27 protein-coding genes are annotated in these 25,792 nt (G+C 47.3%); 16 read left to right on the forward strand and 11 right to left on the reverse strand.

From position 1 onward, the window contains the following. Positions 1 to 46 precede the first annotated feature (46 nt). Complete coding sequence (locus tag ACLHR0_RS00605; protein WP_429045814.1) at positions 47 to 385, reverse strand: hypothetical protein; 339 nt, start codon at positions 383 to 385, stop codon at positions 47 to 49. Between the two features lie 254 nt (positions 386 to 639). Between ACLHR0_RS00605 and ACLHR0_RS00610 the strand changes: the two genes are divergently transcribed. Then, positions 640 to 1,362, forward strand: coding sequence for a hypothetical protein (locus ACLHR0_RS00610; protein ID WP_436484246.1), 723 nt, complete (start codon positions 640 to 642; stop codon positions 1,360 to 1,362). A 23-nt stretch (positions 1,363 to 1,385) separates the two neighbouring features. Here ACLHR0_RS00610 and ACLHR0_RS00615 read toward each other — a convergent pair whose 3' ends face one another. Continuing rightward, positions 1,386 to 2,369: an acyl transferase gene (locus ACLHR0_RS00615; RefSeq protein WP_429061107.1), complete on the reverse strand. Its 984-nt coding sequence runs from the start codon at positions 2,367 to 2,369 to the stop codon at positions 1,386 to 1,388. 149 nt (positions 2,370 to 2,518) lie between these two features. Here ACLHR0_RS00615 and ACLHR0_RS00620 point away from each other — a divergent pair, with 149 nt between their 5' ends. The 4 genes from ACLHR0_RS00620 (at position 2,519) to ACLHR0_RS00635 (ending at position 6,629) form a co-directional block, all read left to right on the forward strand. Continuing rightward, positions 2,519 to 2,950: a hypothetical protein gene (locus ACLHR0_RS00620; protein ID WP_429045809.1), complete on the forward strand. Its 432-nt coding sequence runs from the start codon at positions 2,519 to 2,521 to the stop codon at positions 2,948 to 2,950. A 91-nt stretch (positions 2,951 to 3,041) separates the two neighbouring features. Beyond that, complete coding sequence (locus ACLHR0_RS00625) at positions 3,042 to 4,580, forward strand: acyl-CoA carboxylase subunit beta (protein ID WP_429045807.1); 1,539 nt, start codon at positions 3,042 to 3,044, stop codon at positions 4,578 to 4,580. Between the two features lie 54 nt (positions 4,581 to 4,634). Further along, positions 4,635 to 5,468 carry a UbiA family prenyltransferase gene (locus ACLHR0_RS00630; protein ID WP_436484247.1) on the forward strand — a complete coding sequence of 278 codons (834 nt, stop codon included), beginning with the start codon at positions 4,635 to 4,637 and terminating at the stop codon, positions 5,466 to 5,468. Between the two features lie 60 nt (positions 5,469 to 5,528). Continuing rightward, positions 5,529 to 6,629, forward strand: coding sequence for a M42 family metallopeptidase (locus ACLHR0_RS00635; protein ID WP_370912851.1), 1,101 nt, complete (start codon positions 5,529 to 5,531; stop codon positions 6,627 to 6,629). Positions 6,630 to 6,928: 299 nt separating this feature from the next. On the opposite strand, the gene ACLHR0_RS00640 is transcribed toward ACLHR0_RS00635, so the two are convergent. Beyond that, a complete protein-coding gene (locus ACLHR0_RS00640) occupies positions 6,929 to 7,705 on the reverse strand; it encodes a hypothetical protein (RefSeq protein WP_436484248.1) in 777 nt (258 codons plus the stop codon). Positions 7,706 to 7,862: 157 nt separating this feature from the next. Here ACLHR0_RS00640 and bioB point away from each other — a divergent pair, with 157 nt between their 5' ends. Then, positions 7,863 to 8,864 carry a biotin synthase BioB gene (gene bioB, locus ACLHR0_RS00645; RefSeq protein ID WP_370913470.1) on the forward strand — a complete coding sequence of 334 codons (1,002 nt, stop codon included), beginning with the start codon at positions 7,863 to 7,865 and terminating at the stop codon, positions 8,862 to 8,864. Between the two features lie 202 nt (positions 8,865 to 9,066). Here bioB and aroQ read toward each other — a convergent pair whose 3' ends face one another. Genes aroQ through ytxJ form a run of 3 tightly spaced genes read right to left on the reverse strand, consistent with a single transcriptional unit; the run spans position 9,067 to position 10,488 of the window. After that, positions 9,067 to 9,492, reverse strand: coding sequence for a type II 3-dehydroquinate dehydratase (gene aroQ / locus ACLHR0_RS00650; RefSeq protein WP_079468741.1), 426 nt, complete (start codon positions 9,490 to 9,492; stop codon positions 9,067 to 9,069). A gap of 39 nt (positions 9,493 to 9,531) precedes the next feature. Further along, positions 9,532 to 10,113: a UbiX family flavin prenyltransferase gene (locus tag ACLHR0_RS00655; RefSeq protein ID WP_370913471.1), complete on the reverse strand. Its 582-nt coding sequence runs from the start codon at positions 10,111 to 10,113 to the stop codon at positions 9,532 to 9,534. A 42-nt stretch (positions 10,114 to 10,155) separates the two neighbouring features. Next, on the reverse strand, positions 10,156 to 10,488 hold the full coding sequence (ytxJ, locus tag ACLHR0_RS00660; RefSeq protein WP_370913472.1) for a bacillithiol system redox-active protein YtxJ: 333 nt from the start codon (positions 10,486 to 10,488) through the stop codon (positions 10,156 to 10,158). Between the two features lie 310 nt (positions 10,489 to 10,798). Between ytxJ and ACLHR0_RS00665 the strand changes: the two genes are divergently transcribed. The 9 genes from ACLHR0_RS00665 (at position 10,799) to ACLHR0_RS00705 (ending at position 20,818) form a co-directional block, all read left to right on the forward strand. Then, on the forward strand, positions 10,799 to 12,163 hold the full coding sequence (locus ACLHR0_RS00665) for a UDP-N-acetylmuramate--L-alanine ligase (RefSeq protein WP_436484249.1): 1,365 nt from the start codon (positions 10,799 to 10,801) through the stop codon (positions 12,161 to 12,163). Positions 12,164 to 12,193: 30 nt separating this feature from the next. Further along, positions 12,194 to 12,967, forward strand: a complete 774-nt coding sequence (locus ACLHR0_RS00670; protein WP_079468745.1) for a 3'-5' exonuclease — start codon at positions 12,194 to 12,196, stop codon at positions 12,965 to 12,967. A 72-nt stretch (positions 12,968 to 13,039) separates the two neighbouring features. After that, positions 13,040 to 13,780 (forward strand): polyprenol monophosphomannose synthase, encoded by a 741-nt coding sequence (locus tag ACLHR0_RS00675; RefSeq protein WP_370913475.1) that lies wholly within the window; start codon positions 13,040 to 13,042, stop codon positions 13,778 to 13,780. 81 nt (positions 13,781 to 13,861) lie between these two features. After that, complete coding sequence (locus tag ACLHR0_RS00680; RefSeq protein ID WP_429045796.1) at positions 13,862 to 14,737, forward strand: DMT family transporter; 876 nt, start codon at positions 13,862 to 13,864, stop codon at positions 14,735 to 14,737. Positions 14,738 to 14,797: 60 nt separating this feature from the next. Continuing rightward, the gene (locus ACLHR0_RS00685; protein WP_436484250.1) at positions 14,798 to 17,644 is read left to right on the forward strand and encodes a prolyl oligopeptidase family serine peptidase; all 2,847 of its coding nucleotides are present in this window, start codon (positions 14,798 to 14,800) and stop codon (positions 17,642 to 17,644) included. A gap of 123 nt (positions 17,645 to 17,767) precedes the next feature. After that, a complete protein-coding gene (locus ACLHR0_RS00690; RefSeq protein ID WP_436484251.1) occupies positions 17,768 to 18,520 on the forward strand; it encodes a zeta toxin family protein in 753 nt (250 codons plus the stop codon). A gap of 130 nt (positions 18,521 to 18,650) precedes the next feature. Then, a complete protein-coding gene (locus tag ACLHR0_RS00695; RefSeq protein ID WP_436484252.1) occupies positions 18,651 to 19,490 on the forward strand; it encodes a DUF6597 domain-containing transcriptional factor in 840 nt (279 codons plus the stop codon). 157 nt (positions 19,491 to 19,647) lie between these two features. Next, positions 19,648 to 20,151 carry a cupin domain-containing protein gene (locus ACLHR0_RS00700; protein ID WP_429045788.1) on the forward strand — a complete coding sequence of 168 codons (504 nt, stop codon included), beginning with the start codon at positions 19,648 to 19,650 and terminating at the stop codon, positions 20,149 to 20,151. 49 nt (positions 20,152 to 20,200) lie between these two features. After that, positions 20,201 to 20,818 (forward strand): DUF4230 domain-containing protein, encoded by a 618-nt coding sequence (locus ACLHR0_RS00705; RefSeq protein WP_429045786.1) that lies wholly within the window; start codon positions 20,201 to 20,203, stop codon positions 20,816 to 20,818. Between the two features lie 3 nt (positions 20,819 to 20,821). Here ACLHR0_RS00705 and ACLHR0_RS00710 read toward each other — a convergent pair whose 3' ends face one another. Next, positions 20,822 to 21,541 carry a hypothetical protein gene (locus ACLHR0_RS00710; protein WP_370913482.1) on the reverse strand — a complete coding sequence of 240 codons (720 nt, stop codon included), beginning with the start codon at positions 21,539 to 21,541 and terminating at the stop codon, positions 20,822 to 20,824. Between the two features lie 253 nt (positions 21,542 to 21,794). Here ACLHR0_RS00710 and ACLHR0_RS00715 point away from each other — a divergent pair, with 253 nt between their 5' ends. Next, complete coding sequence (locus ACLHR0_RS00715) at positions 21,795 to 22,115, forward strand: RNA recognition motif domain-containing protein (protein ID WP_079468754.1); 321 nt, start codon at positions 21,795 to 21,797, stop codon at positions 22,113 to 22,115. A gap of 134 nt (positions 22,116 to 22,249) precedes the next feature. Here the strand turns inward: ACLHR0_RS00715 and ACLHR0_RS00720 are convergent, their stop codons facing one another. The 4 genes from ACLHR0_RS00720 to ACLHR0_RS00735 form a co-directional block, all read right to left on the reverse strand. Beyond that, positions 22,250 to 23,569 carry a dihydrolipoamide acetyltransferase family protein gene (locus ACLHR0_RS00720; RefSeq protein ID WP_436484253.1) on the reverse strand — a complete coding sequence of 440 codons (1,320 nt, stop codon included), beginning with the start codon at positions 23,567 to 23,569 and terminating at the stop codon, positions 22,250 to 22,252. A gap of 70 nt (positions 23,570 to 23,639) precedes the next feature. Continuing rightward, positions 23,640 to 24,887, reverse strand: a complete 1,248-nt coding sequence (locus ACLHR0_RS00725) for a CinA family nicotinamide mononucleotide deamidase-related protein (protein ID WP_436484254.1) — start codon at positions 24,885 to 24,887, stop codon at positions 23,640 to 23,642. Positions 24,888 to 24,905: 18 nt separating this feature from the next. Beyond that, positions 24,906 to 25,316 carry an acyl-CoA thioesterase gene (locus ACLHR0_RS00730; RefSeq protein ID WP_436484255.1) on the reverse strand — a complete coding sequence of 137 codons (411 nt, stop codon included), beginning with the start codon at positions 25,314 to 25,316 and terminating at the stop codon, positions 24,906 to 24,908. A gap of 41 nt (positions 25,317 to 25,357) precedes the next feature. After that, positions 25,358 to 25,765, reverse strand: coding sequence for a DoxX family protein (locus ACLHR0_RS00735; RefSeq protein WP_370913486.1), 408 nt, complete (start codon positions 25,763 to 25,765; stop codon positions 25,358 to 25,360). Positions 25,766 to 25,792 lie beyond the last annotated feature (27 nt).

The following is a 25,792-nucleotide window of genomic DNA, read 5'->3' on the forward strand; positions in this document are numbered from 1 at the left end:
AAAGACCGGCCTGCATATGATACCGGTCTTTACCTTATCCGGGAAATCAGCTGCCGGATTTTGTACTGTCTTTTTTATGCTTATCTCCTTTCTTACCTTTTTTATCGCCGCATTTTCCTTCACCACATTTACCCTGACCGCATTTACCCTCTTTTGTTTTACCTGCAGCAGCGCTGTCTTTTTTTGCGCCGCATGACAGTTCAATCGCATTGGCTGTATTGCCGGATGCGCCGGTTAATGTACTTCTTACGGCCGCGCCGGAACCCAGGTTAGTATAACTGCCGGGGGTTGCAGTTACCTGCAATGCAGCCATACCGAGGATAGCACCGGCAACAAGAGAGCCGGAAAACAGTACTTTTTTGCTGATAGGATTGTTGTTTTTCATCTTCTTGAAAATTTAAGAAACTGGTGAGAAAATATATGTTTCTGACAGACAGACGTGATGATCGTTGTTTATGTTTCGTAGTGGAAAGCTTACGGAAAATTACCTGTTTTAGTTTTCCCGGCAACCAAAAAAAATGTTAAAGGCGGATAACCGGTAAAGAGAGTATGGCAAATGGTGTGATAACCGGCATCACTATTCAGCATTTTATCCTATTTTTGGCCTGTACCCAATGAAATATGAATTAAACTCGGCCCATGAAAAATGAAATGTCGCCTGTAACGTCCGTTTACTTTGTAACATTATTGAAGGCATATTTACGTGGTACTAAAACAAGACAGGAAGTAATAGATGAATTGCGCAGCGTATCCCCGCTGCAACAGAAGGCCGGAGAAGAATCAGACACTGAAGTGAGCAGGTTACTGTTCCAGACTGCCAGTGAAATCAATGAGGATTATTACCAGGATATAGTCACTGCTATTTCGCATGCTTCCGATACCACTCCCACCCGCGAAGGGGTTATTCACCAGCTGGAAGCGATGCTGACCGGCTATATCACCAAGGAACAGCTGATCCAGTGGGCCACCTGGCACAACGAGCCCGGTACCGACGATGGAGCGGGTTTCTTTGATGATATCGCGGTAGATTATTTTTGTACCCAGCTATTGCCTGCTTCTGCCGGTGAATTAACGTTGGTGCACTACAAACAGGCACTGAGGATTTTCCGGTCGGGCCAGCATAACAGCCTGAAAGACAAGGTGGCGCTGGTGTTGTTATCTGAAAAAGAAAGACAGCGGTTTCTCTTTTATCTCAGTGATTACATACAGGGACATACTTCGCCGGAGCAACTGGATGTATACCTGCTTCATAAATTTGGTATGGACCATCATTCTTTTCCCTATATGTCGTCCCTTTCCGCCATTATGCACGATCCCGCCAAATTACCGGCGCTTCTACACCTCGCCGCCATGGACGAATAAACACATCATATAAATTTAACATACTAACTAACCATCAGGCTGCAGCCTCTTAACGCAGAGTTGTCCAGCCGGCCCAGTACTTCAAACCGGCCATCAGCATGGATACGGCCAATGTCTTCCGTGGCAATGAATGCACAGGAGTAAATATTAGCCAGGTCAATTATGTTCATTACGCCCGCGCCTTTGCCGGCAGTAAGCTGGAAAGGATCGTTTTCATCACGCAGGAGTACTTTCATCCAGGGGGGCGTTTCAAACAAGCCATCACATTTGGAATAAGCCTGTGATAACAGCTCCGTCATGCCATATTCCGCATGGATACAGGCCGTTCCCAGCCGCTCTTTGAGGAAAGCATGTACTTCCTCCCGGGTCCACTCCTCTCTTCTTCCCTTCATGCCGCCGGTTTCCATGACGATGGTATTTTTCAGGGAAAGGGTATACTGCTCTGCAAAATCCAGTAATCCGAAGGTCACGCCTATCAGTAATACCTTTTGTCCGCGTGCTTCCAGCGCCTGCAGCTGTTGAAACAACTTATCATGTTCATACAGGTAAAAGCCGCTTTCCGCGTGTCCGCTGCGGAGGGTCATTTCCTGCACCATGCGCACCAGTGAAGAATGCTGGCGTTCCAGGTAGGAAGGCAACAATCCCACTACCACGTAGTCGCTCACCGGGCCATAAAACTGTTCAAACGCTGTCATGAAGCTCCGGGTGTAGATCGCAGACTCCTTCACCAGGTGCCGGCTGTTCACCGTTTGGGTGGTGCCGCTGCTTTCAAAGATCAGCTCAGGCACAAACTGACCGCATACGACGGTATGTGATTTGAAAAATTGTATGGGGAGATAGGGAATTTCAAGAATGCTTTTCACCGAAGCAGGCGGGATGCGCAGGGCATCTGTATAGGCCCTGTACAGGTCATTTTCCCGGTACTGGTACTGAAACAGCTCCAGTGCAGCGGCTTCCAGCCCGTTTTGGGTTAATGAAAATATATATTCCGGTGATACGGCGGTCATGTAAAGCTGAATTTAAAATCGCACAAAGTTAGGGAGAAGAATAAATCTATCCGCAGTAAGTAACAATTGTCACAAAAAAACGTTTTGGTATAGATGGATAGCGATAACTGAATATTTGTATATTTCCTAAATTAATGTAGGTTTGTTTTATGAAGAAAATTCTGTTTTTGTTCCTGCTGGCCGGGTTATTTTACGCCTGTAAAAAGGATAAAATAGGCACCAAACCCATTCTCAGCTTCAAAGGATATTCGCTCGACAGCGTGGTAACCAGTACCCAGGTAATGTTTGTAACGCTCGATGTCCAGGATGGCGACGGGGACATAGAAGACACTTTGCAGATAGCCCCCATCTATGATACCAAACTACAGGACACCTTCTATATTGTGAGACGGATGCCTGAAATTGGCGCCAACCGGGGAAACAGCGTAAAAGCAGAAGTAGCTATCCGGCTCGATCCCGTGGATTTCAGAACCTACCAAAGCCCGAGCGACAGCATTCATTTCCTCGTATTTATCCGTGATAATGCCGGGAATATCAGCGACACCATCGCTACCCCGAAAATACCTTACAACATTCCCTGACAAACGTTACATTCTAAAATATCATACATTTAAGGATTCCTTTTATCAAAGGAATCCTTTTATTTTTAGCTTTACTTTTGATTTTTAGCATATGGATAAAATAGAAGAACTACAGGCAAAGATCGCCGAAGCAATGCTTGGCGGAGGAGATGTACGTATTGCTTCCCAGCATAAAAAAGGTAAGCTGACCGCCAGAGAAAGGATACAGTTACTGATGGATGAAGGTTCTTTCGAAGAGCTGGATATGCTGGTCACTAACCGCAACCGCGGACTCACCGCCGACCAGGAACAGTTTCTCGGCGACGGCGTGGTAACCGGCTACGGGACCATCCACGGCCGCTTGACTTATGTTTTTTCACAAGACTTCACCGTATATGGCGGTAGCTTGTCCGAACCGCATGCCCGCAAGATCTGCAAGATCATGGACCTCGCCATGCAGAACGGCGCTCCTCTCATCGGTTTAAACGACAGCGGCGGCGCACGCATCCAGGAAGGTGTGGTGAGCCTTGGTGGCTATGCCGATATCTTTTACCGCAATACCAGGGCTTCCGGCGTGATCCCGCAGATCTCTGCCATCATGGGACCCTGCGCCGGCGGCGCCGTATACTCCCCCGCTATCACCGACTTCATCATGATGGTGGAACAAACGTCTTATATGTTTGTGACAGGCCCCAACGTGGTAAAAACCGTTACCCACGAGGAAGTAACTTCAGAAGAACTGGGTGGCGCGCAAACGCACGCCGCTAAAAGCGGTGTAACCCATTTCGCCTGCGCTAATGAAATAGAATGTATTCAGTATATCAAACAGCTCCTGAGCTATGTGCCGCAGAACTGTGAAGAAACCGCACCGGTATACCCTTACGAACCAGGGAACGAAATACGCGATGCCCTCAACACGCTGATCCCGGAGCATCCGAACCAGCCGTATGACATGAAAGAAGCCATCGAGCAGATTACGGATGCCGGCAGCTTCTTTGAGGTGCATAAAAACTTTGCAGAGAACATGATCGTTGGCTTCGCCCGCATTGCCGGCAGGAGCATCGGTATAGTGGCCAATCAGCCGGCCCACCTCGCAGGAGTACTCGACATTCATGCCTCCGTAAAAGGCGCCCGGTTTACCCGCTTCTGCGATGCATTTAACGTCCCATTGCTGGTGCTGGTAGACGTGCCCGGCTTCCTGCCCGGCACCGACCAGGAATGGAACGGCATTATCACCAACGGCGCTAAACTGCTGTACGCACTCAGTGAAGCAACGGTACCCAAACTTACCGTTACCACCCGCAAAGCCTATGGCGGCGCCTACTGTGTAATGAATTCCAAACACATCGGCGCCGACCTCAACTTCGCTTTTCCACAGGCCGAAATTGCTGTAATGGGCGCCAAAGGAGCGGTGGAAATCATCTTCAAAAGAGAAATCGATGCGGCGCCGGATCCGGAAGCACGCATGAACGAACTCGTGGCCGATTACACGGAAAGGTTCGCAAACCCTTACCTGGCAGCAGAAAAAGGGTACATCGACGAAGTGATCAAACCTGAAATGACCCGTATCAAACTGATCAAGGCTTTCAAAATGCTCGAAAATAAAGTGGTAAACATGCCGCGAAAAAAACATGGCAATATACCTTTGTAGCAAATGGCGCCCCGCTTTTTCATACTAAAAAGCGGGGTGCTAAAAGCTAAACATATGCTCCGCAGTCTTTTCAACCTTATTCTCTTCACCTCCGTTTATATTTCAGGGTGTGCCATCCTGATGGTATGGCAAACCAATCAGTTGCTGGCACTCGATTACCCGCATAATACCTTTTACCTTTTTGTTTTCTTTTCCACCATCTGCAGTTACAATTTTCACTGGTACCTTACACCCGGCGCCTACTCGGCCTCAGAAAGAATCCTTTGGGGTAACCGTCACCGTACCCTTATGCTCACTTTATGCGGCATAGGCCTGGCAGGCTCTCTATGGTTTTTCTGGCAGCTGCGCGAGCACTGGCTGGTACTCAGTGGCAGCGCAGTACTCACTTTTTTGTATTCTGCACCCAAAGTACCGCACAAGGCATTCAGGTGGCTCAGCAAAATAGCCATCGGGAAAACACTATTCCTCACCTTTGTATGGACCTATGTAACCACTGTGCTTCCTGCGCTGATAGCGGACAACGTGATCACCCAGCCATTGGTATATCTCACCATACACCGTTTTGGTCTTATCTATGCGATCTGTATCTTATTTGATTACCGCGACCTGGAATCAGATAAGAAAGAAGGCATCCGCAGCCTGATCACTACCCTGGATGAGAAAAACCTGATGCGACTTTATTACGCTTCCCTGCTGATAGCCGCCGTAAGCGCCGGTTTAATGTGGCCCTATACCACGCTGCCCGCTGTGGTTACCCTCCTGGTACCGGTCATCGCCACGGCCATCATCACCCGGAAAGCGCAGCACACCGATTCCGATTACCTGTTCTACTTCGTACTGGATGGATTCATGGCCTTGTCGGCCGTATTATATCTCATGATCGTTTAACCCGGATGAGCACAATCCGGCGTTTTCCTTACATTTGTCGCGTCACAATCTGCAAATATTATGTCTAAAAAACAGAAATCAATATTCAACAAGGAATCACTGACATTCCTGGAAACGTACCTGAATAACCCGTCTCCTACCGGTTTTGAGAAAGAAGGACAAAAGCTCTGGCTGAAATACCTGACGCCTTATATCGATGAATATTTTGTAGACTCCTACGGATCTGCAGTAGGTATTATCAATCCTAAAGCGGAATTCAAAGTGGTGATTGAAGCCCATGCGGACGAAATCTCCTGGTTTGTAAACTACATCTCCCCGGAAGGACTGATCTATGTCATCCGCAATGGCGGCTCCGACCAGCAGATTGCTCCTTCCAAGCGTGTGAATATCCATACTGAGAAAGGTACCGTAAAAGCCGTTTTCGGCTGGCCGGCGATCCATACCCGTATCCGCAGCGGCGATGGCAAAGAACCGCAACCAAAAGTGGAAAACATTTTCCTCGATTGCGGCGCACGCTCCCGCAAAGAAGTAGAAGAACTGGGTATACACGTAGGTTGTGTATGCACATTTGAAGATGGTTTCGAGGAACTGAACTACGACTACTACATCTGCCGCGCTATCGACAACCGTATTGGTGGTTTCATGATTGCAGAAGTTGCCCGTTTGCTGAAAGAAAAGAAGCAGCAGCTTCCTTTTGGTCTTTATATCGTGAATGCTGTACAGGAAGAAGTAGGTTTGCGCGGCGCAGAAATGATCGCCAAACGTATTAAGCCAAATGTGGCCATCATCACCGATGTAACGCATGATACCACTACTCCCATGATCAACAAAAATATTGAGGGAGAAATAAAATGCGGCAGTGGTCCCAGCATTACTTATGGTCCGGCAGTACATAACATCCTCCGTGACCTCATCATCAAAACCGCCAAAAAGAACGACATTCCTCACCAGCTACATGCGGTAAGCCGCAGTACCGGTACTGATACAGATGCATTTGCCTACAGCAATGATGGCACACCTTCTGCGCTGATCAGCTTACCACTACGCTATATGCATACTACGGTAGAAATGGTGAAGAAAGATGACATTGAAAATACGATCCAGCTGATTTACCAAACATTACTGAATATTACGCCGAAAACGAACTTCCAATATATCTAGCGGATTTTGTCTTTCCCAGGATTACGCTGATTATACTGATTTACTGGATTTTTACTTTTGGATTTTATAAAGGATTTGGGGAGATAGAAGCGGATTTTGTCTTTCTCAGGATTACGCTGATTTTACTGATTTTACTTTTGGATTCTTTTTAGATTTTTGGATTCCATAATAATTAAGGAAGACAAGGGCGAAAATATCCGCTTCTATCTCCCCAAATCCTTTATAAAATCCAAAAGTAAAAATCCAGTAAATCAGTATAATCAGCGTAATCCTGAGCCAAGACAAAATCCGCCGCGATACTAATTCTTAAAGAAGTCCGCTGCCCGGTTCACCTTCTCCACCCATGCGCCGGAACCAGCCTGCATTACATATTCGCTCATTCCTACCCTGCTGGCGCCCGGGGCCCAGTCGTAGGTGTAGCCGAGCCTTGTCCACGGATAGTGCATATCTGTGGCTGATGTCAGCGGGCGGTAGTAAGCGAAGATGATGTAGTTGTTAAACCAGGTGGTGAAGTCCGACGATACGCCGCTGATGGGGACTGCACCGGTGGTTTTGGTAGTAATGGCAGGATTGCCGGCGGGACGGTACAACCTGGAGGCACTTACCCACATGGTAGCGATATGGGTATTTGTTTTTGAGTTAACGGGCGGTAGTCCCAGTAACTGGCAGATACGCTGAATGGTATCTGAAGTAGGCGTAAGGGATGGTCCTATCCTGGTCTTCATCTGTTTTGGGATGAACAGCCAGGATTCGCCCCATACGGTGTTGATGGAATCGCCGGCCGGGTAACTTCCGGGGAAACGCATGAAGGTAGCCATCAACACATACTGCTGACCATTAATGGTTTTCCATTGCAGGTCAGGGTTGTCTGGTGTGATGGGCCACAGTGCATCGGTAATTTCGCTGCTGTCGGCAATCATGGCATCATCTACGGCCTGGCTGTAGAGCTGATCCAGGGTGTACACCGGCGGCGGAGGCAAAATTGGGTCATCATCATTTTTACTGCAACTGGAAAATGCCATAGCGGCAAATAGAGCGAGTACGGACAGCTTACTGCCCTTAGGGAAATGTTTCATAGAAGTGGTTTTCTGGATGCTGGTTATTTAAATTGAGTCCCGCAATTAAGTGTATTTCAACAGAATAATCAAATTTCCTTCATTTTCACTCCTACTAATTGGTAATTTGTATTTCGTAATAATTTGCTACGTTTGCTATTCAAACAAAATCAGATCTATGATCCGTCATGACTGGACGTTAGAAGAAATCAAAGCTATTTACAATACTCCTTTACTGGAACTGGTATACCGTGCTGCCACTATTCACCGTGAATACCAGGATACAGCAGAGGTGCAGGTTTGCACCCTCTTGTCCATTAAAACAGGCGGATGCCCTGAAGATTGCGCTTACTGCCCGCAGGCTGCCAGATACAACACTGACATCAATGTGCATGGCCTTCTGAAAAAAGAGGACGTGATGAGTTACGCCCAGAAAGCAAAAGAGGCGGGGTCCACCCGTTTCTGTATGGGCGCAGCATGGCGTGAAGTGCGCGACAACCGCGATTTCGACCGTGTACTGGATATGGTAAAAGGCGTAAATGAACTTGGTATGGAAGTATGCTGCACATTGGGCATGCTGAACGAAGACCAGGCAAAGAAATTAGCCGATGCCGGCCTGTTCGCCTACAACCACAACCTGGATACTTCCCGTGACCACTACGAAGAAATTATCACCACCCGCACTTACGACGATCGTTTACAAACGCTGGATAATGTCAGAAAAGCAGGTGTAAGCGTATGCTGTGGCGGTATTATAGGCTTGGGAGAATCGCATGAAGACCGTATCGCCATGCTGTGGACACTTAGCAGCTTACCGTCGCATCCGGATTCCGTGCCCATCAATGCGCTCACCCGCGTAAAAGGTACACCGCTGGAGCATTTACCTAAGGTAGAGTTCTGGGATATGGTACGCATGATTGCCACCACCCGCATCCTGATGCCAAAGGCAATGGTGCGTTTGAGTGCAGGCCGTGCGGAAATGAGTATGTCCGACCAGGCCTTATGTTTTATGGCAGGCGCCAACTCTATCTTTACAGGCGAAAAATTATTAACTACAGGTAATCCTTCCTTTGAAGAAGACCATATGATGTTTGAGCTGCTGGGACTAAAGCCCAGAGAGGCTTTCAAAGCACAGGAAGCGGTGGCGCCTTCGACGCCGGAAATTGTCTTGGAGCGCTGATTACGCTGATTATACTGATTTTTTGGATTTGATCAGTTTTGATTTTATAAGATTAAGGGAGATATAAGCGGATAAGTCCGCATATATCTCCCTTAATCAATTATAAAAAATCCAAAAAAATCAGCATAATCAGCATAATCAGCGTAATCAGCGTAATCAGCGTAATCAGCGCTCAAGACAACCTCCGCGGCGCCGAAGGCGCCTACAAGTCGTTCATCCCGAAATACTCTACTCCCAATTGATATCCTTTGAGTCCGAGTCCGCAGATGCAGCCGATGCATTTGGGCGCTATCAGGGAGGTATGCCTGAATTCTTCCCTTGCATACACGTTGCTGATATGAATTTCCATCACCGGTGTTTTGATGCCCGCAATAGCGTCCCGGATGGCAATGGAGGTATGTGTATAAGCGCCTGCGTTGAGCAGCACGCCATCATATGAAAATCCTACTTCATGCAGATAGTTCACGATTTCCCCTTCTATGTTACTTTGGTGGTAGCTGAAAGTTACCGCCGGAAATTGTTTTTGCAGATGTTTGAAATACTGTTCAAAAGATTCGCTGCCATAGATCCCCGTTTCACGCTTACCGAGCAGGTTCAGGTTAGGTCCGTTTATAATAGCTATTTGCATGATAATGGTTATAGAATGAAGAATGAGGGACTAAGATAATTAATCCTGTTTATTATTACTATCGCTTCCCCAGCGGTAAGTTTGCTGTTCCAGGCCTGCGAGGTCTATGATCCGGTCCACCACTGTGGCGGCCATTTCTTCGAGATTGGCGGGAACGCTGTAAAAGGAAGGAGTGGCTGGGCAGATAATGCCGCCGGCCAGGGTAACTGCTTCCATATTTTTGATGTGAATGAGATTGTAAGGGGTTTCCCGTACCACGCAGATGAGCTTTCTTCTTTCTTTCAGTACTACATCTGCCGCACGGGTAATAAGATCGTTGGAAATGCCGGTGGCAATGCGTCCCAGCGTACCCATAGAACAAGGGCAGATAATCATGGTGTTAAACCGTCCGGATCCCGAAGCGAAAGGCGCGTGGAAATCCTGTTGGGAATAAAAACGGAAAGGCAGTTGTTTATAATCTTCGTCTCTGAGCTCTGTTTCCCATACCGTTTTGGCGTTTTCTGTCATCACTACAGCTACCTGGTCCAGCTGTTCATGTGCTGCCTGCAGCTTCTGTAACAACTGACGGGCATAGATGGAACCACTTGCCCCGGTAACTGCTACTACTATACGATGTTTCATTGGCTATGCTGTTGAATTTACAAAGCTAGCCTATTTGGGTGGTTATACGCCAGCCTGTGCAACTATTTCATCCATGGCAATGCCGCCATGACTTTCATTGTAAACACATTGGCCGTTGCGGATGACCAGTACCTGGGGAGACTCATGCTGAACATTATAGACTTCCGCAATTTTATTGGATACCGGACGATGGGCGATCAGATCCAGGTAATAAAACGTTAACCCTTCTGGTACAGCCGACCGTTCCAACCTGGCCTTGGCCATCGAGCTGATAGAGCATCGCGTGCTGTGTTTGTAAATAACTACCGGCTGATGCGCTGATACTGCATTGATTTCAGCCAATTGTTCCTCGCTGGTTAACGTTTTCCAATTCATTTAACATGCTTTGTTATGTTCTATCGCAGGCGACTTGGCCATGCCCTTCATGGGACAGCCTAATTTCTGATGGCTTGCGCAGGACGTTAAGAAAGCGGCAAAGATACAAACCATAGCGGTGTAGCCCAAAATTCTTACATAAGATTGCATACTGGCAGTTTTAAATAATTTATGACTAAAACGAATTTTCACAGGAAATATGATACGACCACTTTTTTAATCGTCTTTTGTAACGTTATTTTGCAAATATAGAAAATACATTAAAAAAAACAACAATGTAATTTTCGGCCAGCCGAAAATATCCAGCGTTATGACAAAAGTACATTTTATTGCCATAGGCGGCAGCGTAATGCATCAGTTGGCCATTGCGCTCAAAAATAAAGGTTACCAGGTAACCGGCAGTGACGATGAGATTTTCGAACCGGCATTGTCAAACCTCCAACAGGCGGGCATTTTACCAGCCAGTACCGGTTGGGACCCTGCCCGGATAACGCCGGATCTCGACGCAGTCATCCTCGGCATGCATGCCCGGGACGACAACCCCGAGCTGATAAAAGCCCGGGAACTGCAGCTGAAAATTTATTCTTTCCCGGAATATATCTACCAGGAAAGTAAAAATAAAACGCGGGTAGCCATCGGGGGAAGTCATGGTAAAACTACCACTACCGCCATGGTAATGCACGCCTTGCAGCTTAATCATCAGTCGTTCGACTACCTGGTGGGCGCCCGGCTGGAAGGTTTTGCCCAGTCTGTAAATATCACAGACGCACCCGTAATTGTGTGCGAAGCCGACGAGTACCCGGCCTCGGCCATTGAAAAACGGCCCAAGTTCCACTTTCTGCATCCGCAGATCGCGGTATTAACCGGCATCGCCTGGGATCATATCAACGTATTTCCTACCTACGAAATATATAAAGAACAGTTTGCCATTTTTATCAGGCAGATGGAAGCCGGTCAGATATTGATCTACAACAATACAGATCCTGAACTCGTTAGCCTGGTAACCGCTACCGGCGACCACCTTAAACTGGTGCCATACGGCCTGCCCGAACATACCATTACCAACGGCGTTACCCGGGTTGTTTTTGGCGACCAGCAGGCCAGCCTGGAAATTTTTGGCGATCATAACCTGCTGAACCTCCACGCTGCTAAGCTCGTTTGTAACGAACTGGGCCTCTCTGATGCGGAATTCCTGGCAGCAATTGCTACCTTTAAGGGCGCCGCAAAAAGACTGGAACTCGTAGCTAAAAACGATCATTGCGTTATTTACCGTGATTTTGCACACGCGCCTTCTAAAGTGAAAGCCACTATGGAAGCCACTAAACACCAGTTTCCCGACAGGAAGCTGATAGCCGTGCTGGAATTACACACCTATAGCAGTTTAAATGCAGATTTCCTGGAACAATACCACGGCGCCCTCGATACAGCAGATACCGCCGTTGTGTTTTACAGCAAACATGCACTGGAAATAAAAAGAATGCCGGATCTGGCGCCGGAACTCATTGCACAGCGGTTTGGCCGGGATGACCTCCACGTTTTCCATAACAGGGAAAAACTGGAAGCTTTCCTCGCCGCACAACAATACCAGGACACCAACCTGCTGCTGATGAGCTCCGGAACATATGATGGTCTCGATTTTAGCAAACTGAAAGCATTATTGCCGTCAGACAAATAAATACATTAAACAAATTATAAATTATTCATAATGCCTTCTTTGCTCCTCAAAAGGCCGCTGGCCGTAATCGATCTGGAAACCACCGGTACCAACGTGGCTTCCGATCGTATCATTGAAATTGCTATCATCAAAGTGTTTCCGGACAAAACCACCCAGTCCAAAGTGAAACGCATTAACCCCGGAATGCCGATCCCAGCAGGATCTACAGCAATTCATGGTATTAAAGACGAGGATGTAAAAGACGCACCTACCTTTAAACAGGCCGCTCATGAACTCAAACAGTTCATGGATAACTGCGACCTGGCCGGGTATAACTCCAATCGCTTCGATATTCCCCTGCTGGTAGAGGAATTCCTGCGGGCCGACATCGAATTTGACGTATCGAAACGCAAATTTGTAGATGTACAGCGGATCTTCCACCTGATGGAAAAACGTACCCTGGGCGCCGCCTACAAATTCTATTGCGATAAATTGCTGGAAAACGCTCACAGCGCTGAAGCAGACGCATTGGCCACCTATGAGATCCTGGAAGCCCAGCTCGGCCGCTACGAACAATTGCAACAGGATATCGACTCACTCGCCGATTTCACAAAAGAGGAAGATTATATCGACTTTGCCCGCCGCCTCGTGATGCAGGGTGGACAGGAAGTGTTTAACTTTGGTAAATACAAAGGCCGTCCTGTCAGGGATGTGCTAAAGGCAGAACCTCAGTACTACGATTGGATGATGAAAGCGGATTTTCCGCTTAATACCAAACAGAAACTGACTGAAATCTTCCATAATATGATGTTAAAAAAAATGTAATGTTATTCGGGAACGTCATATCTTGCGCCGGAATTGAATTATTTTCGCAGTCCAAAAATATCATCTGCTGAATTGGAAAAGCTTGTCATCATTCCTACGTACAATGAAAAGGATAATATCCGTAACATCATTGACGCTGTATTTTCCTTACAGCAGAATTTTCATGTCCTCATTGTGGATGACGGATCGCCCGACGGCACCGGCGCTATTGTAAAATCATTACAACAGCAACATCCCAACGAATTATTCCTGGAAGAAAGGTCCGGCAAACAAGGTTTGGGTACAGCTTATATCCACGGTTTCAAATGGGCGCTGGCCCGGGGCTATCAGTACATCATAGAAATGGACGCGGATTTTTCACACAATCCCAAAGATCTGCCGCGCCTGTATGACGCCTGCGCTAAAGATGGAGCAGATGTATCCGTAGGTTCCCGCTACGTAAAAGGCGGCAAAACCGAAAACTGGCCGTGGGACCGCGCCGTACTATCTTATGGCGCTTCCATTTATGTAGGCATGATCACCTGGATGCCGGTAAAAGATCCCACCGCAGGATTTGTATGTTACCGCAATACCGTATTGGAATCCATTAACCTGGACCAGATACAGTTTGTAGGCTACGCTTTCCAGATTGAAATGAAATTCACCGCATGGAAGCTGGGCTTTAAAATAAAGGAAGTGGCTATTACCTTTAAAGACCGGAAAGAAGGCTATTCCAAGATGAGCAAAGGCATCGTAAAAGAAGGCATCCTCGGCGTACTCAAAATACAGTGGCAAAGCCTTTTCCGCAATTATAAAAGACGGGTTCAGAATTAATAAATTACATCAATCGCATAGCATTTAGGGATCTGTTCATTTAAAAAAATGACCAGGTCCCTAAATACATTTTAACGGACCATGAAGAAAGCATTTCTCCAGCTACACCTCTCCGTATTTCTGGCTGGATTTACCGGGATATTGGGCAAACTCATTTCCCTCAACGAAGGACTACTGGTATGGTACCGGTTACTGATCACGTCCGTTACTTTGTATGTTCTATTCCGCTTCCAGGGTACCTTTAAAAAACTCCCCTGGAAAGACATCCTGCCCATTGGCAGCACCGGCGTAGTGGTAGCCCTGCACTGGCTCTTCTTTTATGGTAGTATCAAATATTCCAACGTATCTATCGGGGTAATCTGCTTTTCACTCACCAGCCTGTTCACCGCTATATTTGATCCACTCATCAACAGGCGCCGCTTCGACGTGGCCGAAATGCTGCTAAGCATGCTCACCCTCCTCGGCATCCTGCTTATCTTCCATTTTGATACGCAATACCGTACCGGCATTATCCTCGGAATTATTTCTGCCATGTTCGCCGCGCTGTTTACCGTATTTAATAAAAGACTGATCAAACGGTTCGATACCTATACCATTACTTTTTATGAGCTGTCGACAGGCTTCATTGTGCTCACCCTCGCCATGCCTCTATATCTCTACCTGTTTCCGGCCCCTACCCTGCTGCCCTCGTCTATGGATACACTCTACCTCCTTGTACTGGCCTGGTTCTGCACGGTGCTGATGTACCTGCTGAGCATGAGCGCATTAAAAAAAATCTCCCCGTTTACCGTCAACCTTTGTTTCAACCTGGAACCGGTTTACAGCATCGTGATGGCGTTTGTATTGTTTCATGAAAACAAATTCCTGAATAACGCCTTTTACGCCGGACTGGGTTGCATCATCCTTTCCGTAGGACTGCAAATGCTGCGGGTAGTAAAGGGTAAAACGGCGTCGTAATCCCCTCCGTTCATCCTCATTTATTTGTAACTTGAGCGCCGTAATTATTACTTTGCGCTTATGAGAAAAGTTTTATTAGGGGCATCCCTCCTGGGCTCCTCCCTTTTTACCTATGCACAGCAACCTGCAAAAAAGCCGCTGGACCACAGTGTTTACGACAGTTGGCAAAGCATTGGCACTAAACTGATCAGTAATAACGGACAGTGGGTAGTGTATACTGTAGTACCGCAGGAAGGCGATGCCAGCCTCGTGATTTATGACCGCAAAACAGGTCAGTCCACCACCATTGACCGTGGCGGCAGCCCGGTGATCACAGAAGATTCCCGCTACGTGATCTGCAGCATCAAACCGTTTTTTAAAGATACCCGCGAGGCAAAGATCAAAAAGAAAAAAGCGTCAGAAATGCCCAAAGACTCCCTGGCTATCATTGCATTGGGACAACCGGGTATCCTGAAATTTCCCGGTGTAAAATCTTTTAAAACACCGGAAAAAGGCAGTGGTCTGCTCGCCTATCTTTTGGAAAAACCAGCAGCAGATAGCACCAAAGCCAAAAGAGGCAAAGCCCCTAAATCGCTGGATGATACCGATCGTGCAGACGACGACAAAATGCCCGCTGCCGGCACTGAAAGCGGCACGCTGGTGATCCGTCAGCTGCAGAGTGGTACACAGGATACCATTAAGAATGTAACGGAATTTACATTCAGCAAACCTGGTAACCAGCTGCTCATAGAAACAAAGGCAGATAAAAAAGATTCGCTGTCGCGCAACGGTGTACTGCTGTGGCGTGCCGCCAACAGGAAAGCGGTGGCATTGAGCAACGGTAACAGCGATTATAAACAATTTGCTTTCGATGAAAAAGGAGAACAGGCGGCGTATTTCGGCACGCGCGATTCTGCCAAAGCATTACAACAATTTTATAAATTATATTATTTCAAACCCGGGCAGGACAGCGCCTACGAAGTAGCCGATAAAAACAGCAGCGGCCTGCCGGCCAACTGGAGCATCAGTCCCAACAGCCTCATTTATTTCAGTAAGGATGGTCAGCGCCTGTTTTTTGGCACCGCTCCCGTGCTGCCCGTGAAAGATACCACCATCGTGGACTTCGAAGTAGCTAAAGTGGATATCTGGAATTATAAAGATGATTACCTGCAACCCATGCAGTTAAAAAATGTGGATAAAGAACTGAAAAGAAGTTATGCCGCCGTATATTATCCAGGCAGCAAACGGGTGATCCAGTTAAGCGATAAAGACCTGGAAACCGTTGTCACCGCTGCGGAAGGCAACAGTGCTAACGCCCTCGGCTATACGGATAAAGGCGCGCGCATCCCTATGCAATGGGTGGGCCGCACACTGAAAACAGCTTACCTCGTAAACATAAATGACGGTACGAGAAAAAAGATCAAAGAAAAGCTGGACGGTAACTTTTTCATCTCCCCTAACGGAAAATATATTATCTGGTACGACCTGGCAAACCGGGAGTGGTTCAGTTATGATAATGCTACCGGCGCCGCGGTAAATATAAGCAAAGGCATTCCCACCAAAGTATATGATGAGGAAGATGACCATCCCGATGTACCGGATGCATACGGCATCGCTGGCTGGATGACCGGTGACAACTACGTATACATTTACGACCGCTACGATATATGGCAGGTGGATCCTTCCGGTAAGGCAGCGCCGCTGAATATCACCAAAGGCCTGGGCCGTACCAACAAAATACGTTTCCGGTACCTGCGCCTGGATCCGGATAAGAAATTTTTCCTTCCCGGCGACCGCCTGACCTTATCTGCTTTCCAGGACAGCACCAAATACAATGGTTTCTATTCGCTGGAACTGCCGCGTAAAAGCGGTAAGGCTGCTAACCTTCAACCCGTGGTACTCGGGCCTTATTCATACACCGATCTGCTGAAAGCAAAAGATGCCAACGTGTTTTCGTATACCCGTAGCCGGTATGAGCTTTCCCCGGATGTTTTTACCGGAGATGATATCGCAAAAGCGACACAGATCAGTCATACCAATCCCCAGCAACAAGGATATAACTGGGGCACCGCATCGTTGTATAAATGGACAACTTTCAGCGGCAAACCGGCAGAAGGTATTCTTTACAAACCTGAAAATTTTGACAGCACCAAGCAGTACCCGGTCATCTTTTATTTCTACGAGAAATTAACAGATGGATTATACAGTTACCAGGCGCCGGCGCCAACGCCGTCCCGGCTGAACATTTCGTTTTTTGTGAGCCGCGGTTACCTGGTGGTAGCGCCGGATATCAGCTATGAAAATGGTTATCCCGGAAAAAGCGCTTACGATTATATTGTGAGTGCCGCAGAAGACCTGGCTAAAAAAGCCTGGGTCGACGGAAAAAATATGGGTATCCAGGGGCAGAGCTGGGGTGGTTACCAGGTAGCTTATCTCGTTACACAAACCAATCTCTTTAAAGCAGCGTGGGCGGGCGCTCCCGTAGCCAATATGACCAGCGCTTATGGCGGTATCCGTTGGGAAAGTGGTATGAACAGGCAGTTCCAGTATGAACATTCGCAAAGCCGTATCGGCGCTACCTTATGGGAAAAACCCGAGCTGTATATTGAAAACTCACCCTTGTTCAACCTGCCGCGCGTAAACACGCCGGTGGCAATCATGGCCAATGATGCCGATGGCGCCGTTCCCTGGTACCAGGGCATTGAGCTGTTTACCGGCCTGCGTCGTTTAGGCAAACCCGTATGGTTGCTGAACTATAACAACGAAGCGCATAACCTCATACAACGCCAGAACCGGAAAGACATCCAGCGCAGGGAACAACAGTTCTTTGATCACTTCCTGAAAGGCGCACCGGCGCCGCAATGGCTGGAAAGCGGTGTGCCCGCAACAGAGAAAGGGATCAACTGGGGCTGGGATCTGCAACAGTAAACTAACGGCAATAATAAAAACGCTGCAGGCGCCTGTTAAGGAACCTGCAGCGTTTTTTGTTAATACGGGACCGGAGATAATGCTATTAACAGCTAATGCTGACAGATGACCGATTTTTGAGAAATGCCGAATCTATATATCATAGCCGGTTGCAACGGCGCCGGAAAAACGACCGCCAGTTTCACACTATTACCTGAAATACTGGACTGCAAAGAGTTTGTGAATGCAGACATCATTGCTGCAGACATGTGTCCTTTCCACCCGGAAAGCGTTGCTTTACCTGCAGGCAGGCAAATGTTGCACCGGATCAGGGAACTGGTGCTGGCAAAAACAGACTTTGCTTTTGAAACAACCCTGGCCACCAGGAGTTGTGTATCGCTGATTGAAAAAGCAAAAGAAACCGGTTACACCGTTACCCTGCTTTTCTTTTGGCTGAATTCCCCCGAAATGGCCGAGAGACGGGTACAGAAAAGGGTGAAAGAAGGCGGCCATCATATTCCCCCCGAAATCATCAGAAGAAGATATCACAGAGGTCTTAGTAACCTCATGAACTTATATATCCCTGTCTGCGACAACTGGCTGATGATAGACAACACCAGTACAACACCATTAGAAATCAGTTCAGGCACTAACATCCCTTCGGAATCTTTTTGTATATGGGATGTATTCCCCCTCCACTGTGGCAGGGAGGAACCGGAAGCAGCCGGCCAATATGAATTTAAAATACTCTCCGGAAGAATAATGCAGGGCCTTGAAACAGCTATGTGTAAACTGGTAGAAACGAATGCTGGTCTTGACCGGGAGCTCATTATCGGCGATAAACAAGGTAATATCCTAAGCATTCCTGCCAGAGATATCCCGCTCACTATCAGGTGATTTCATCTTCCACCAAATATATTTTTCTTAATATAAATCATTTAACATATATTTACAATAACATCGCCACTTCAGCGTATGGTGTGATCTGCAGCGATAGCGATATCCTTAACACCACATTATTGTACCTATGAACTTCCATATCCATCATCCCGCGGATGCATTACGTCCGTTTGTAAAGCAATATTATTATTGGGAAGACGATACCCGTGGTATTATTCAACTACCACAAAACCTGTTTGCCCTGGGCGATCAGTACATGGTATTCATTCTCGAAGGGAAGGCTGAAGTTAAACCAGTGAATCACAAGGCATTCACCTTGCCTGCGGGCTCTGTGCTGGGGCATCTTACCTGCGCCTGCCAGTTACAGGTGCAGGGGCCGGTAAAGGCAGCAGTAATACAGCTGAACGCTTATGGATGCTACCGGCTTTTAGGTATGGATGCCGCTAATTTCACCAACTACTACCGCAACCTGTTGGCCGCCGGACAACCGGTGTGGCAGGAACTGATCACGGCCCTCCAACAGGAAAAGGAGCCGCAACGCATAGAGTCATTGCTGGATGGCGCTTGTCTGCAGGCGCTTTCACAGCAACCGGGCAATCTCCGTGAAGTAGACGACATGGCAGATTACCTGGTGATCATGCAGGGAAATGTAAGCATGGAAGAACTTACCACCCGCTACGGACTTTCCCGTCCCACGCTTGAAAGACTCTTCAGCAAAATAGTAGGTATTCCACCGCAATTATATGCGCGGATGATCCGCTATAAAACCGCGCTGAGTGCACTCCGCCAGTTAAACTTACCAGAATGGCAAACACAGGTGGCAGCAACATCCTGGTACAACCAGGCCATGTTTATAAAAGATTACCTGCTGTTTAATCATGAAACGCCTTCTTACTTTACTCCGTCAACAGGAACTATTGCACATATGCAGGTAGATAACCTGCAGCAGGTGGCAGTAGCCAGCTAAGAAAAAGCTGCTTTTTGCAGCAATATAAAAAAACAAACTTCCGGGAGCAGGCAAGCCTGTTCCCGGAAAAACCATGCTCGATATAACCCTCACCAATACACGAAAAAGTACAATACCATACTTTTTATTTAACTTACTTTTTCTAACAGGCATTACTATGCAATATTCTGCAGCCCATTGGCGTGAACAACTAAAACTGCAATCTCATGTTGAAGGCGGCGCATTCCGCGAAACTTACCGGTCGGAGTGGGTACTCGACATGAAAACCCTGCCTGCCGGCATGAGTGGTAACCGCAATGCATCTACCTGCATTTATTTCTTACTGGAAGAAGGAGAGTTTTCTGCATTCCATCGTATCGCAGCCGATGAAATCTGGCATTTTTATGATGGCAGCACATTGACTATCTACGAGATCGTTCCCGGTGGAGAACTGCTGATACATAAGCTTGGACGCGATATTCAAAACAATGAAAGCTTGCAGGTGATCATCACCGCGGGCAACTGGTTTGCTTCCCGCGTGGAAGTGCCCGGCGGATACGCCCTTGCCGGCTGCACCGTAGCGCCCGGCTTTGATTTTGCAGATTTTGAACTGGCTGAAAAAGCGCCGTTGCAGGCGGCTTACCCCGAACATGCAGCGCTGATCGACAGTCTTACCAGGTAACGGTAACGGCTATCCGCTGCAGGCTCCTTACTTTTCACTAAATTTAGGTATGAAAAAAGCCCTTTATCTCGTTGTATTTATATTATTCGCGCTCCTGATCTTTTGGCTGGGCAAGCGTTTTGGCAGTACCAATGTGAGCCAGCAGGTAATTTCCAACAGCACTATTGTAAAAGAAATTGCAGAACTGGCCAGCCTGGATGTACAGGGAAGCGCCAGTATCAAAAGGAGTAATATTGAAAACAGCGGCGACTGGACTGATAACCTGAAGAAAGCATTTCTTGAAAATACAGTATGGGTAACTATTCCGTACCAGGCCAAATACGGCGTAAACATCGACGATAAGTTGTTTAAAGTGCAAATGACTGATAAGAAGATCATTATCAGTTTACCGGCGCCCCGTTTGCTCAGCTATGAACTGAAAATGGACCGGATGGAAACCTCGAACCGTAAAGGCTGGCTCCAGTTCCAGGATGACGAAACCTATACCGATGTTCAGAAAAGTCTCTATCGTACCTCCCGTGCCCAGCTGGAAAATAACCCCACTTACATCCAGCAATCCAAAGAGAAAATACAGAAGGTAATGGAGCAGTACTATGCTCCATTCCTGAAGGACCACACCCTGGAAATCCGGTACGACGGCGAAACCAGTGCACCGGCTTTAAACTAACCGCTACGCCGCTTCCTGAGCAATATATTTTACCAGGCTTCTTTTGGCGATGGGCAGCAAAGTTTCATCTACCGGCACCACCAATGGCGTTTCCACGCAATACACCGCAGGGTTGGGTAAATTATTCCGTTCCCGTATCAGCATGCCTTTAATATGATTGATGGTATGCACCAGGTCTTTTTTATAGGCCTGAAGGTATTGAGTATGAATACCCCGGTATTTCTCGTCATGTCTTTCAAAAATAGTAAGCCGGTAAGTGTATACCAGCGTTTGCCGGCCACGACCGTCGCACAACAGCAGGTACCCTTCGGCTGTTTCCAGCGGCACAAGCCCCACCGGGAAAATACTGAGATGTTCCGCCACGTATTCGTAAATCTCCGTTCCTTCCTTAATAGTGCTGTTTAACTGTGGCAGGGAATAATGGATGATGGACTCCAGTTCTTCCATCAGTTCATCATCGGCAATCAATTGCTCGTACAATAGCTCCAGCTTCTGGATGTTCACTGCGGTAAGCCTTTTTGGAAACTGCTGCTGTAAAAACTGTTTGTTGTCCCGGAACGCTATCAGGTTGTTGTAATGAAAGATGATGTCTGACAACTGCGGGTACAGCCTGCTCTGGGTAAAGTGTTGATTAATGTCCTGTAAATAAGCCAATAGCGTGTACTTTTTGAGCTCAAAGTCTATGTAACCATCGGCAAACCATGTTTCACTTAACGCTCCCATATGAATTTAATTTAATGGATCATGTACTGAATTTACGAAAAAAAAACCGTAAAAAGGAGCGTTTATAGGGGTCAGAGCACTATTTTAAATAATATTTCCATGCCAGTCAAACAAAGTACTGCAAAGGATCTGGCTATGTCAAGTGGTAGTAAAAAAGAAGGTAATTACAAAAATATTTTAACGCTAACTTTTTTATTAGCGTAATTTTCATAACTTCAGTATATTATTTTTCATTTTTTTAATTTCAGTTATCATGAACATTTACGTAGCCAACCTGCACTATAGGTTGAACGATGAGGATCTCCATCAGATTTTCAGCGATTTTGGAGAGGTTACCTCCGCTAAGGTTATCAAAGACCACGAAACAGGCCGCTCACGTGGTTTTGGCTTTGTGGAAATGCCTAATCAAGAAGAAGGAGCAAAGGCTATGGATAGTTTGAACGGCAGCGAAATCGAAGGTAAGCAATTGATGGTAAACGAAGCAAGACCTAAACAACCGAATAATAATTTCAAAGGTGGCGGTGGTAATAACCGTGGCGGCGGAGGATATGGTTCCCGCGACCGTCGTTATTAATAATCCCCTTTATTCGGCACTAAGGAACTAAAAAGAGACGCTTTTTCGGGCGTCTCTTTTTTTGTGGCTGTTAAAAGACAAAAAATGCAGCAGAAAAAGATTCCTGCTGCATTCCTGCTAATACAATAGCTATCTTAAATTCCTCTCTTCGGATCAAAATTCTCCAGTTCCTTCGCTACTGCGCTCAGGAAAGTAGAACCCAGGGAGCCGTCTACAATGCGATGGTCGTAAGACATCGACAGGTACATCATGTGCCTGATGCCAATGGTATCACCGTCTTCCGTTTCAATAACCACCGGGCGTTTCTTGATGGCGCCCACTGCCAGGATGGCCACCTGCGGCTGATTAATAATGGGCGTACCCATCAGGCTGCCAAAGGTACCTACATTGGTAAGCGTGAAAGTACCGCTCTGGGTATCTTCCGGCTTCAGCTTATTCTGGCGGGCAGAATTGGCCATATAGTTTACCTGTTTGGTTAACCCGGTGAGGTTCAGCATATCTGCATTCTTGATCACCGGAACAATCAGGTTACCACTTGGCAATGCGGTAGCCATACCTATGTTGATGTCTTTCTTGATAATAATCTTATCGCCGTCGAGCGAGCAGTTGATCAGCGGGAAACGCTTGATACACTTCACAATGGCTTCTATAAACAGCGGCGTGAAAGTCAGTTTTTCACCTTCACGTTTTTCGAAATCCCCTTTTACACGATCGCGCCACTTCACCATGTTGGTCACATCGGCCTCTGCAAAGCTGGTCACATGCGGACTGGTTTGTTTGCTCATTACCATGTGGTTGGCAATCAGTTTACGCATACGATCCATTTCAATAATTTCCACATTACCGCTATAGGTTGGGGAAGCCACGGTAGTGGTCACCACCGGCTGACGGGTACTGGCCGCTGCTGTTGAGGTTGCCGGTTCCGGCGTTACATCCGGAATCACCTTTCCTTCGCGGCGGTCGGCTACGTATTGAAGGATATCTCTTTTGGTTACGCGGCCATCGTTGCCGGAACCGGGGATTTTTTCCAGGTCGGAAAAGCTGATGCCTTCCTGTTGTGCAATGGTAAGTACCAGCGGGGAGTAGAATTTGGCTCCGCCACCGGAAACAGGCGCTTCGGCAGCAGGTGTATATGCCGGCGCTGTAGTGAATTTTGGTTCTGTGGCTGCAGGTGCAGCAGGCGTAACAGGTGTGGAAACCGCTGCTGCATCGGCATTGGTATTAATGCGGGCAATGACTGTACCTACCGGCACCACATCATTTTCATTGAAGAGCAGTTCTGTGATTTCGCCTTCCGCGGTGGAAGGAACTTCGCTGTCCACTTTGTCGGTGGCAATTTCAAGTACGGTTTCATCTACTGTTACGTGATCGCCCGCCTTTTTATGCCAACGCAAAATGGTGGCTTCCATGATGCTCTCCCCCATTTTTGGCATTACCAATTCTACAATGGCCATAAGATTGATTTTTGCTTTAGTGCGCAACAAAAATAAGGGAATTGTACCAATTCAAAATACGTGAATATCCCTATTCCAGAATGAGTTTGCGCAACTCATTCATGGCGTAGACAGCTGTCATTTGCGTATTCCGTTCCCGGTCGTAACGCAGCTGGTGTTTTATGGTGACTTTTCTCTTTTCATTTCCTACCGCTATCCAAACGGTGCCCACCGGTTTTTCCGGCGTACCGCCATCAGGTCCCATGATCCCGGATACGGCAATGGCATAATCAGTTTGCAGCAGTGCCAAAGCGCCGGTCAGCATTTCAAGCACAGTGACCTCACTCACGGCGCCATGCGCCTGCAGGGTTGCCGGATTCACGCCTAACATCTTTACTTTCATTTCATTGGCATACGTTACCGCACTGCCTTTGAAATAAGCAGAACTACCCGGAACAGCAGTAATCCAGCTGGCAATCAGTCCGCCGGTACAGCTTTCCGCGGTACCCATGGTTTTCCCTTTCTCCTTTAACAGGTTACCGAGTACTTCGCCTATAGAAATATCCTGGTCTGTTACCGTGATATCTGCCAGCAGGTCTTTCAGCTGGTGAAACAGGATGCTCACTTCTGCCGCCACTGATAATTTATCTTTCCCAAAACCGGTTAACCGGAGTTTCAGCAGGCTGTAACTGGGCAGGTAAGCCAGTTTGATGTGGGCAGGCAGCTTTGCTTCAAAAGCAACCAGCCGTTCGGCGATAAAAGATTCGCCCATACCGGAGGTAACCAGCGTTTGATGTACTACTGCCGGGGTTTTGAAATGGCTGGTCAGCCGGGGCAGCACGTAATCTTCCATGATCCCCTTCATTTCATGCGGCACTCCGGGCATGGATACATAGATCTTGCCTTCTTTCTCAAACCACATTCCCGGCGCGGTGCCTCTCTTATTTTCAATAACCGTGGCCGTTTCCGGTACCAGGCTCTGGTCCAGGTTCCTTTGCAGGATGGGCAGCCCCCTGCTTTCAAAAATATGCAGTACGTTATCCAGCGTTTCCTGGTGCTGTACCAGCCTGGTATTGAAGTATTCACACAAGGTGGGCTTGGTGATATCATCGGCTGTGGGTCCCAGCCCGCCGGTGATCAGCACAATATCCGACACCGCCGATTCTTTTGCCAGGGCGTCCAGGATATCATCCCTGATATCGCCAATGGCTACACGCCGGTGTACCCATATGCCCATTGCATTCAGTTGCTGCGCCATCCAGGCAGAATTGGTATCAATCGTTTGGCCTATCAACAGTTCATCTCCGATGGTGATGATGCTGGTGGTGATTTTATCCATAATGCGTTGTTTATACTGCTATTCAAAAAACGGTGCCAGTATTTTCTGCAGCTCTTCCGGCAGGCCGGCTTTCTGCTTCGTTTTCACGTCAATGAATACCAGTGTGGTCACTCCAACATTCAGCAATTCATTCTTTTCGTTATACAACTCACTGTGAAACTGTATCTTAGAACCCTTCGGCATCTCCTTCAGTATAGTCTTCACCGTTATCAGGTCGTCGTAATAGGCGGGCCGCAGGTATTTCACATTCAGTTCGGCTACCGGCATAATCACGCCCCGTTCTTCCAGCTGCCTATAGCTGAAACCCAGTTCACGTATGGCTTCTGCCCTGCCTACTTCGTAATACAGCCCGTAATTGCCATAATACAGGTATCCCATCTGGTCTGTTTCCCCATAACGCACCCTGATTGTTGTTGTACTGATAAACATGGTTCCCCGCTATTTTTATCCTAAACGTTTACTTGAAAATTTTATTTGCCTAATGCGCCATCCAGTGAAAACCTGCCCGGTCCCGTGAAAAGCAGCGTTACAAATGCTGCCAGGAAAAGAATCGGCATTTCTTTTTCTGATACCGGGTCGTGGCCGTGAATCATAAAAATGATCACTCCCATACAAATGACCAATGGCACAGAAGCCAGTCTGGTTAACAGTCCCATGATCAGCAACACCGCGCAGAACACTTCTGCAAAAACCACCATTCCCAAAGAAATTTTATGTCCTACTCCCAATGGATCAGGAAAAGAATTCATTTTGGCAGTAAAATTGATCAGCTTGGGCCAGCCATGCAGGAGTATCAGACCACCGGATATCACCCGGAGCACCAGCATGGAGAAACTTACAGCGCCATTCGAGTAGCCGGCAGAGAACAGTTTTCTCATAGTAGGTAAGGTTTTTGTTCTTAAAAT

The sequence above is a fragment of the Chitinophaga sp. ARDCPP14 genome (assembly GCF_051362515.1).
In the GTDB taxonomy this organism is placed as follows: domain Bacteria; phylum Bacteroidota; class Bacteroidia; order Chitinophagales; family Chitinophagaceae; genus Chitinophaga.

Excerpts from the sequence above, each read along its gene's own strand:
- ACLHR0_RS00630 (WP_436484247.1), top strand. The coding sequence starts at position 4,635 with ATGCTCCGCAGTCTTTTCAACCTTATTCTCTTCACCTCCGTTTATATT.
- ACLHR0_RS00605 (WP_429045814.1), bottom strand. The coding sequence starts at position 385 with ATGAAAAACAACAATCCTATCAGCAAAAAAGTACTGTTTTCCGGCTCT.
- ACLHR0_RS00615 (WP_429061107.1), bottom strand. The coding sequence starts at position 2,369 with ATGACCGCCGTATCACCGGAATATATATTTTCATTAACCCAAAACGGG.
- ACLHR0_RS00715 (WP_079468754.1), top strand. The coding sequence starts at position 21,795 with ATGAACATTTACGTAGCCAACCTGCACTATAGGTTGAACGATGAGGAT.
- ACLHR0_RS00695 (WP_436484252.1), top strand. The coding sequence starts at position 18,651 with ATGAACTTCCATATCCATCATCCCGCGGATGCATTACGTCCGTTTGTA.
- ACLHR0_RS00640 (WP_436484248.1), bottom strand. The coding sequence starts at position 7,705 with ATGAAACATTTCCCTAAGGGCAGTAAGCTGTCCGTACTCGCTCTATTT.
- ytxJ (WP_370913472.1), bottom strand. The coding sequence starts at position 10,488 with ATGAATTGGAAAACGTTAACCAGCGAGGAACAATTGGCTGAAATCAAT.
- ACLHR0_RS00635 (WP_370912851.1), top strand. The coding sequence starts at position 5,529 with ATGTCTAAAAAACAGAAATCAATATTCAACAAGGAATCACTGACATTC.
- aroQ (WP_079468741.1), bottom strand. The coding sequence starts at position 9,492 with ATGCAAATAGCTATTATAAACGGACCTAACCTGAACCTGCTCGGTAAG.
- ACLHR0_RS00655 (WP_370913471.1), bottom strand. The coding sequence starts at position 10,113 with ATGAAACATCGTATAGTAGTAGCAGTTACCGGGGCAAGTGGTTCCATC.
- ACLHR0_RS00620 (WP_429045809.1), top strand. The coding sequence starts at position 2,519 with ATGAAGAAAATTCTGTTTTTGTTCCTGCTGGCCGGGTTATTTTACGCC.
- ACLHR0_RS00685 (WP_436484250.1), top strand. The coding sequence starts at position 14,798 with ATGAGAAAAGTTTTATTAGGGGCATCCCTCCTGGGCTCCTCCCTTTTT.
- ACLHR0_RS00730 (WP_436484255.1), bottom strand. The coding sequence starts at position 25,316 with ATGTTTATCAGTACAACAACAATCAGGGTGCGTTATGGGGAAACAGAC.
- ACLHR0_RS00710 (WP_370913482.1), bottom strand. The coding sequence starts at position 21,541 with ATGGGAGCGTTAAGTGAAACATGGTTTGCCGATGGTTACATAGACTTT.
- ACLHR0_RS00690 (WP_436484251.1), top strand. The coding sequence starts at position 17,768 with ATGCCGAATCTATATATCATAGCCGGTTGCAACGGCGCCGGAAAAACG.
- ACLHR0_RS00725 (WP_436484254.1), bottom strand. The coding sequence starts at position 24,887 with ATGGATAAAATCACCACCAGCATCATCACCATCGGAGATGAACTGTTG.
- ACLHR0_RS00610 (WP_436484246.1), top strand. The coding sequence starts at position 640 with ATGAAAAATGAAATGTCGCCTGTAACGTCCGTTTACTTTGTAACATTA.
- ACLHR0_RS00720 (WP_436484253.1), bottom strand. The coding sequence starts at position 23,569 with ATGGCCATTGTAGAATTGGTAATGCCAAAAATGGGGGAGAGCATCATG.
- bioB (WP_370913470.1), top strand. The coding sequence starts at position 7,863 with ATGATCCGTCATGACTGGACGTTAGAAGAAATCAAAGCTATTTACAAT.
- ACLHR0_RS00670 (WP_079468745.1), top strand. The coding sequence starts at position 12,194 with ATGCCTTCTTTGCTCCTCAAAAGGCCGCTGGCCGTAATCGATCTGGAA.
- ACLHR0_RS00680 (WP_429045796.1), top strand. The coding sequence starts at position 13,862 with ATGAAGAAAGCATTTCTCCAGCTACACCTCTCCGTATTTCTGGCTGGA.
- ACLHR0_RS00625 (WP_429045807.1), top strand. The coding sequence starts at position 3,042 with ATGGATAAAATAGAAGAACTACAGGCAAAGATCGCCGAAGCAATGCTT.
- ACLHR0_RS00705 (WP_429045786.1), top strand. The coding sequence starts at position 20,201 with ATGAAAAAAGCCCTTTATCTCGTTGTATTTATATTATTCGCGCTCCTG.
- ACLHR0_RS00665 (WP_436484249.1), top strand. The coding sequence starts at position 10,799 with ATGACAAAAGTACATTTTATTGCCATAGGCGGCAGCGTAATGCATCAG.
- ACLHR0_RS00735 (WP_370913486.1), bottom strand. The coding sequence starts at position 25,765 with ATGAGAAAACTGTTCTCTGCCGGCTACTCGAATGGCGCTGTAAGTTTC.
- ACLHR0_RS00700 (WP_429045788.1), top strand. The coding sequence starts at position 19,648 with ATGCAATATTCTGCAGCCCATTGGCGTGAACAACTAAAACTGCAATCT.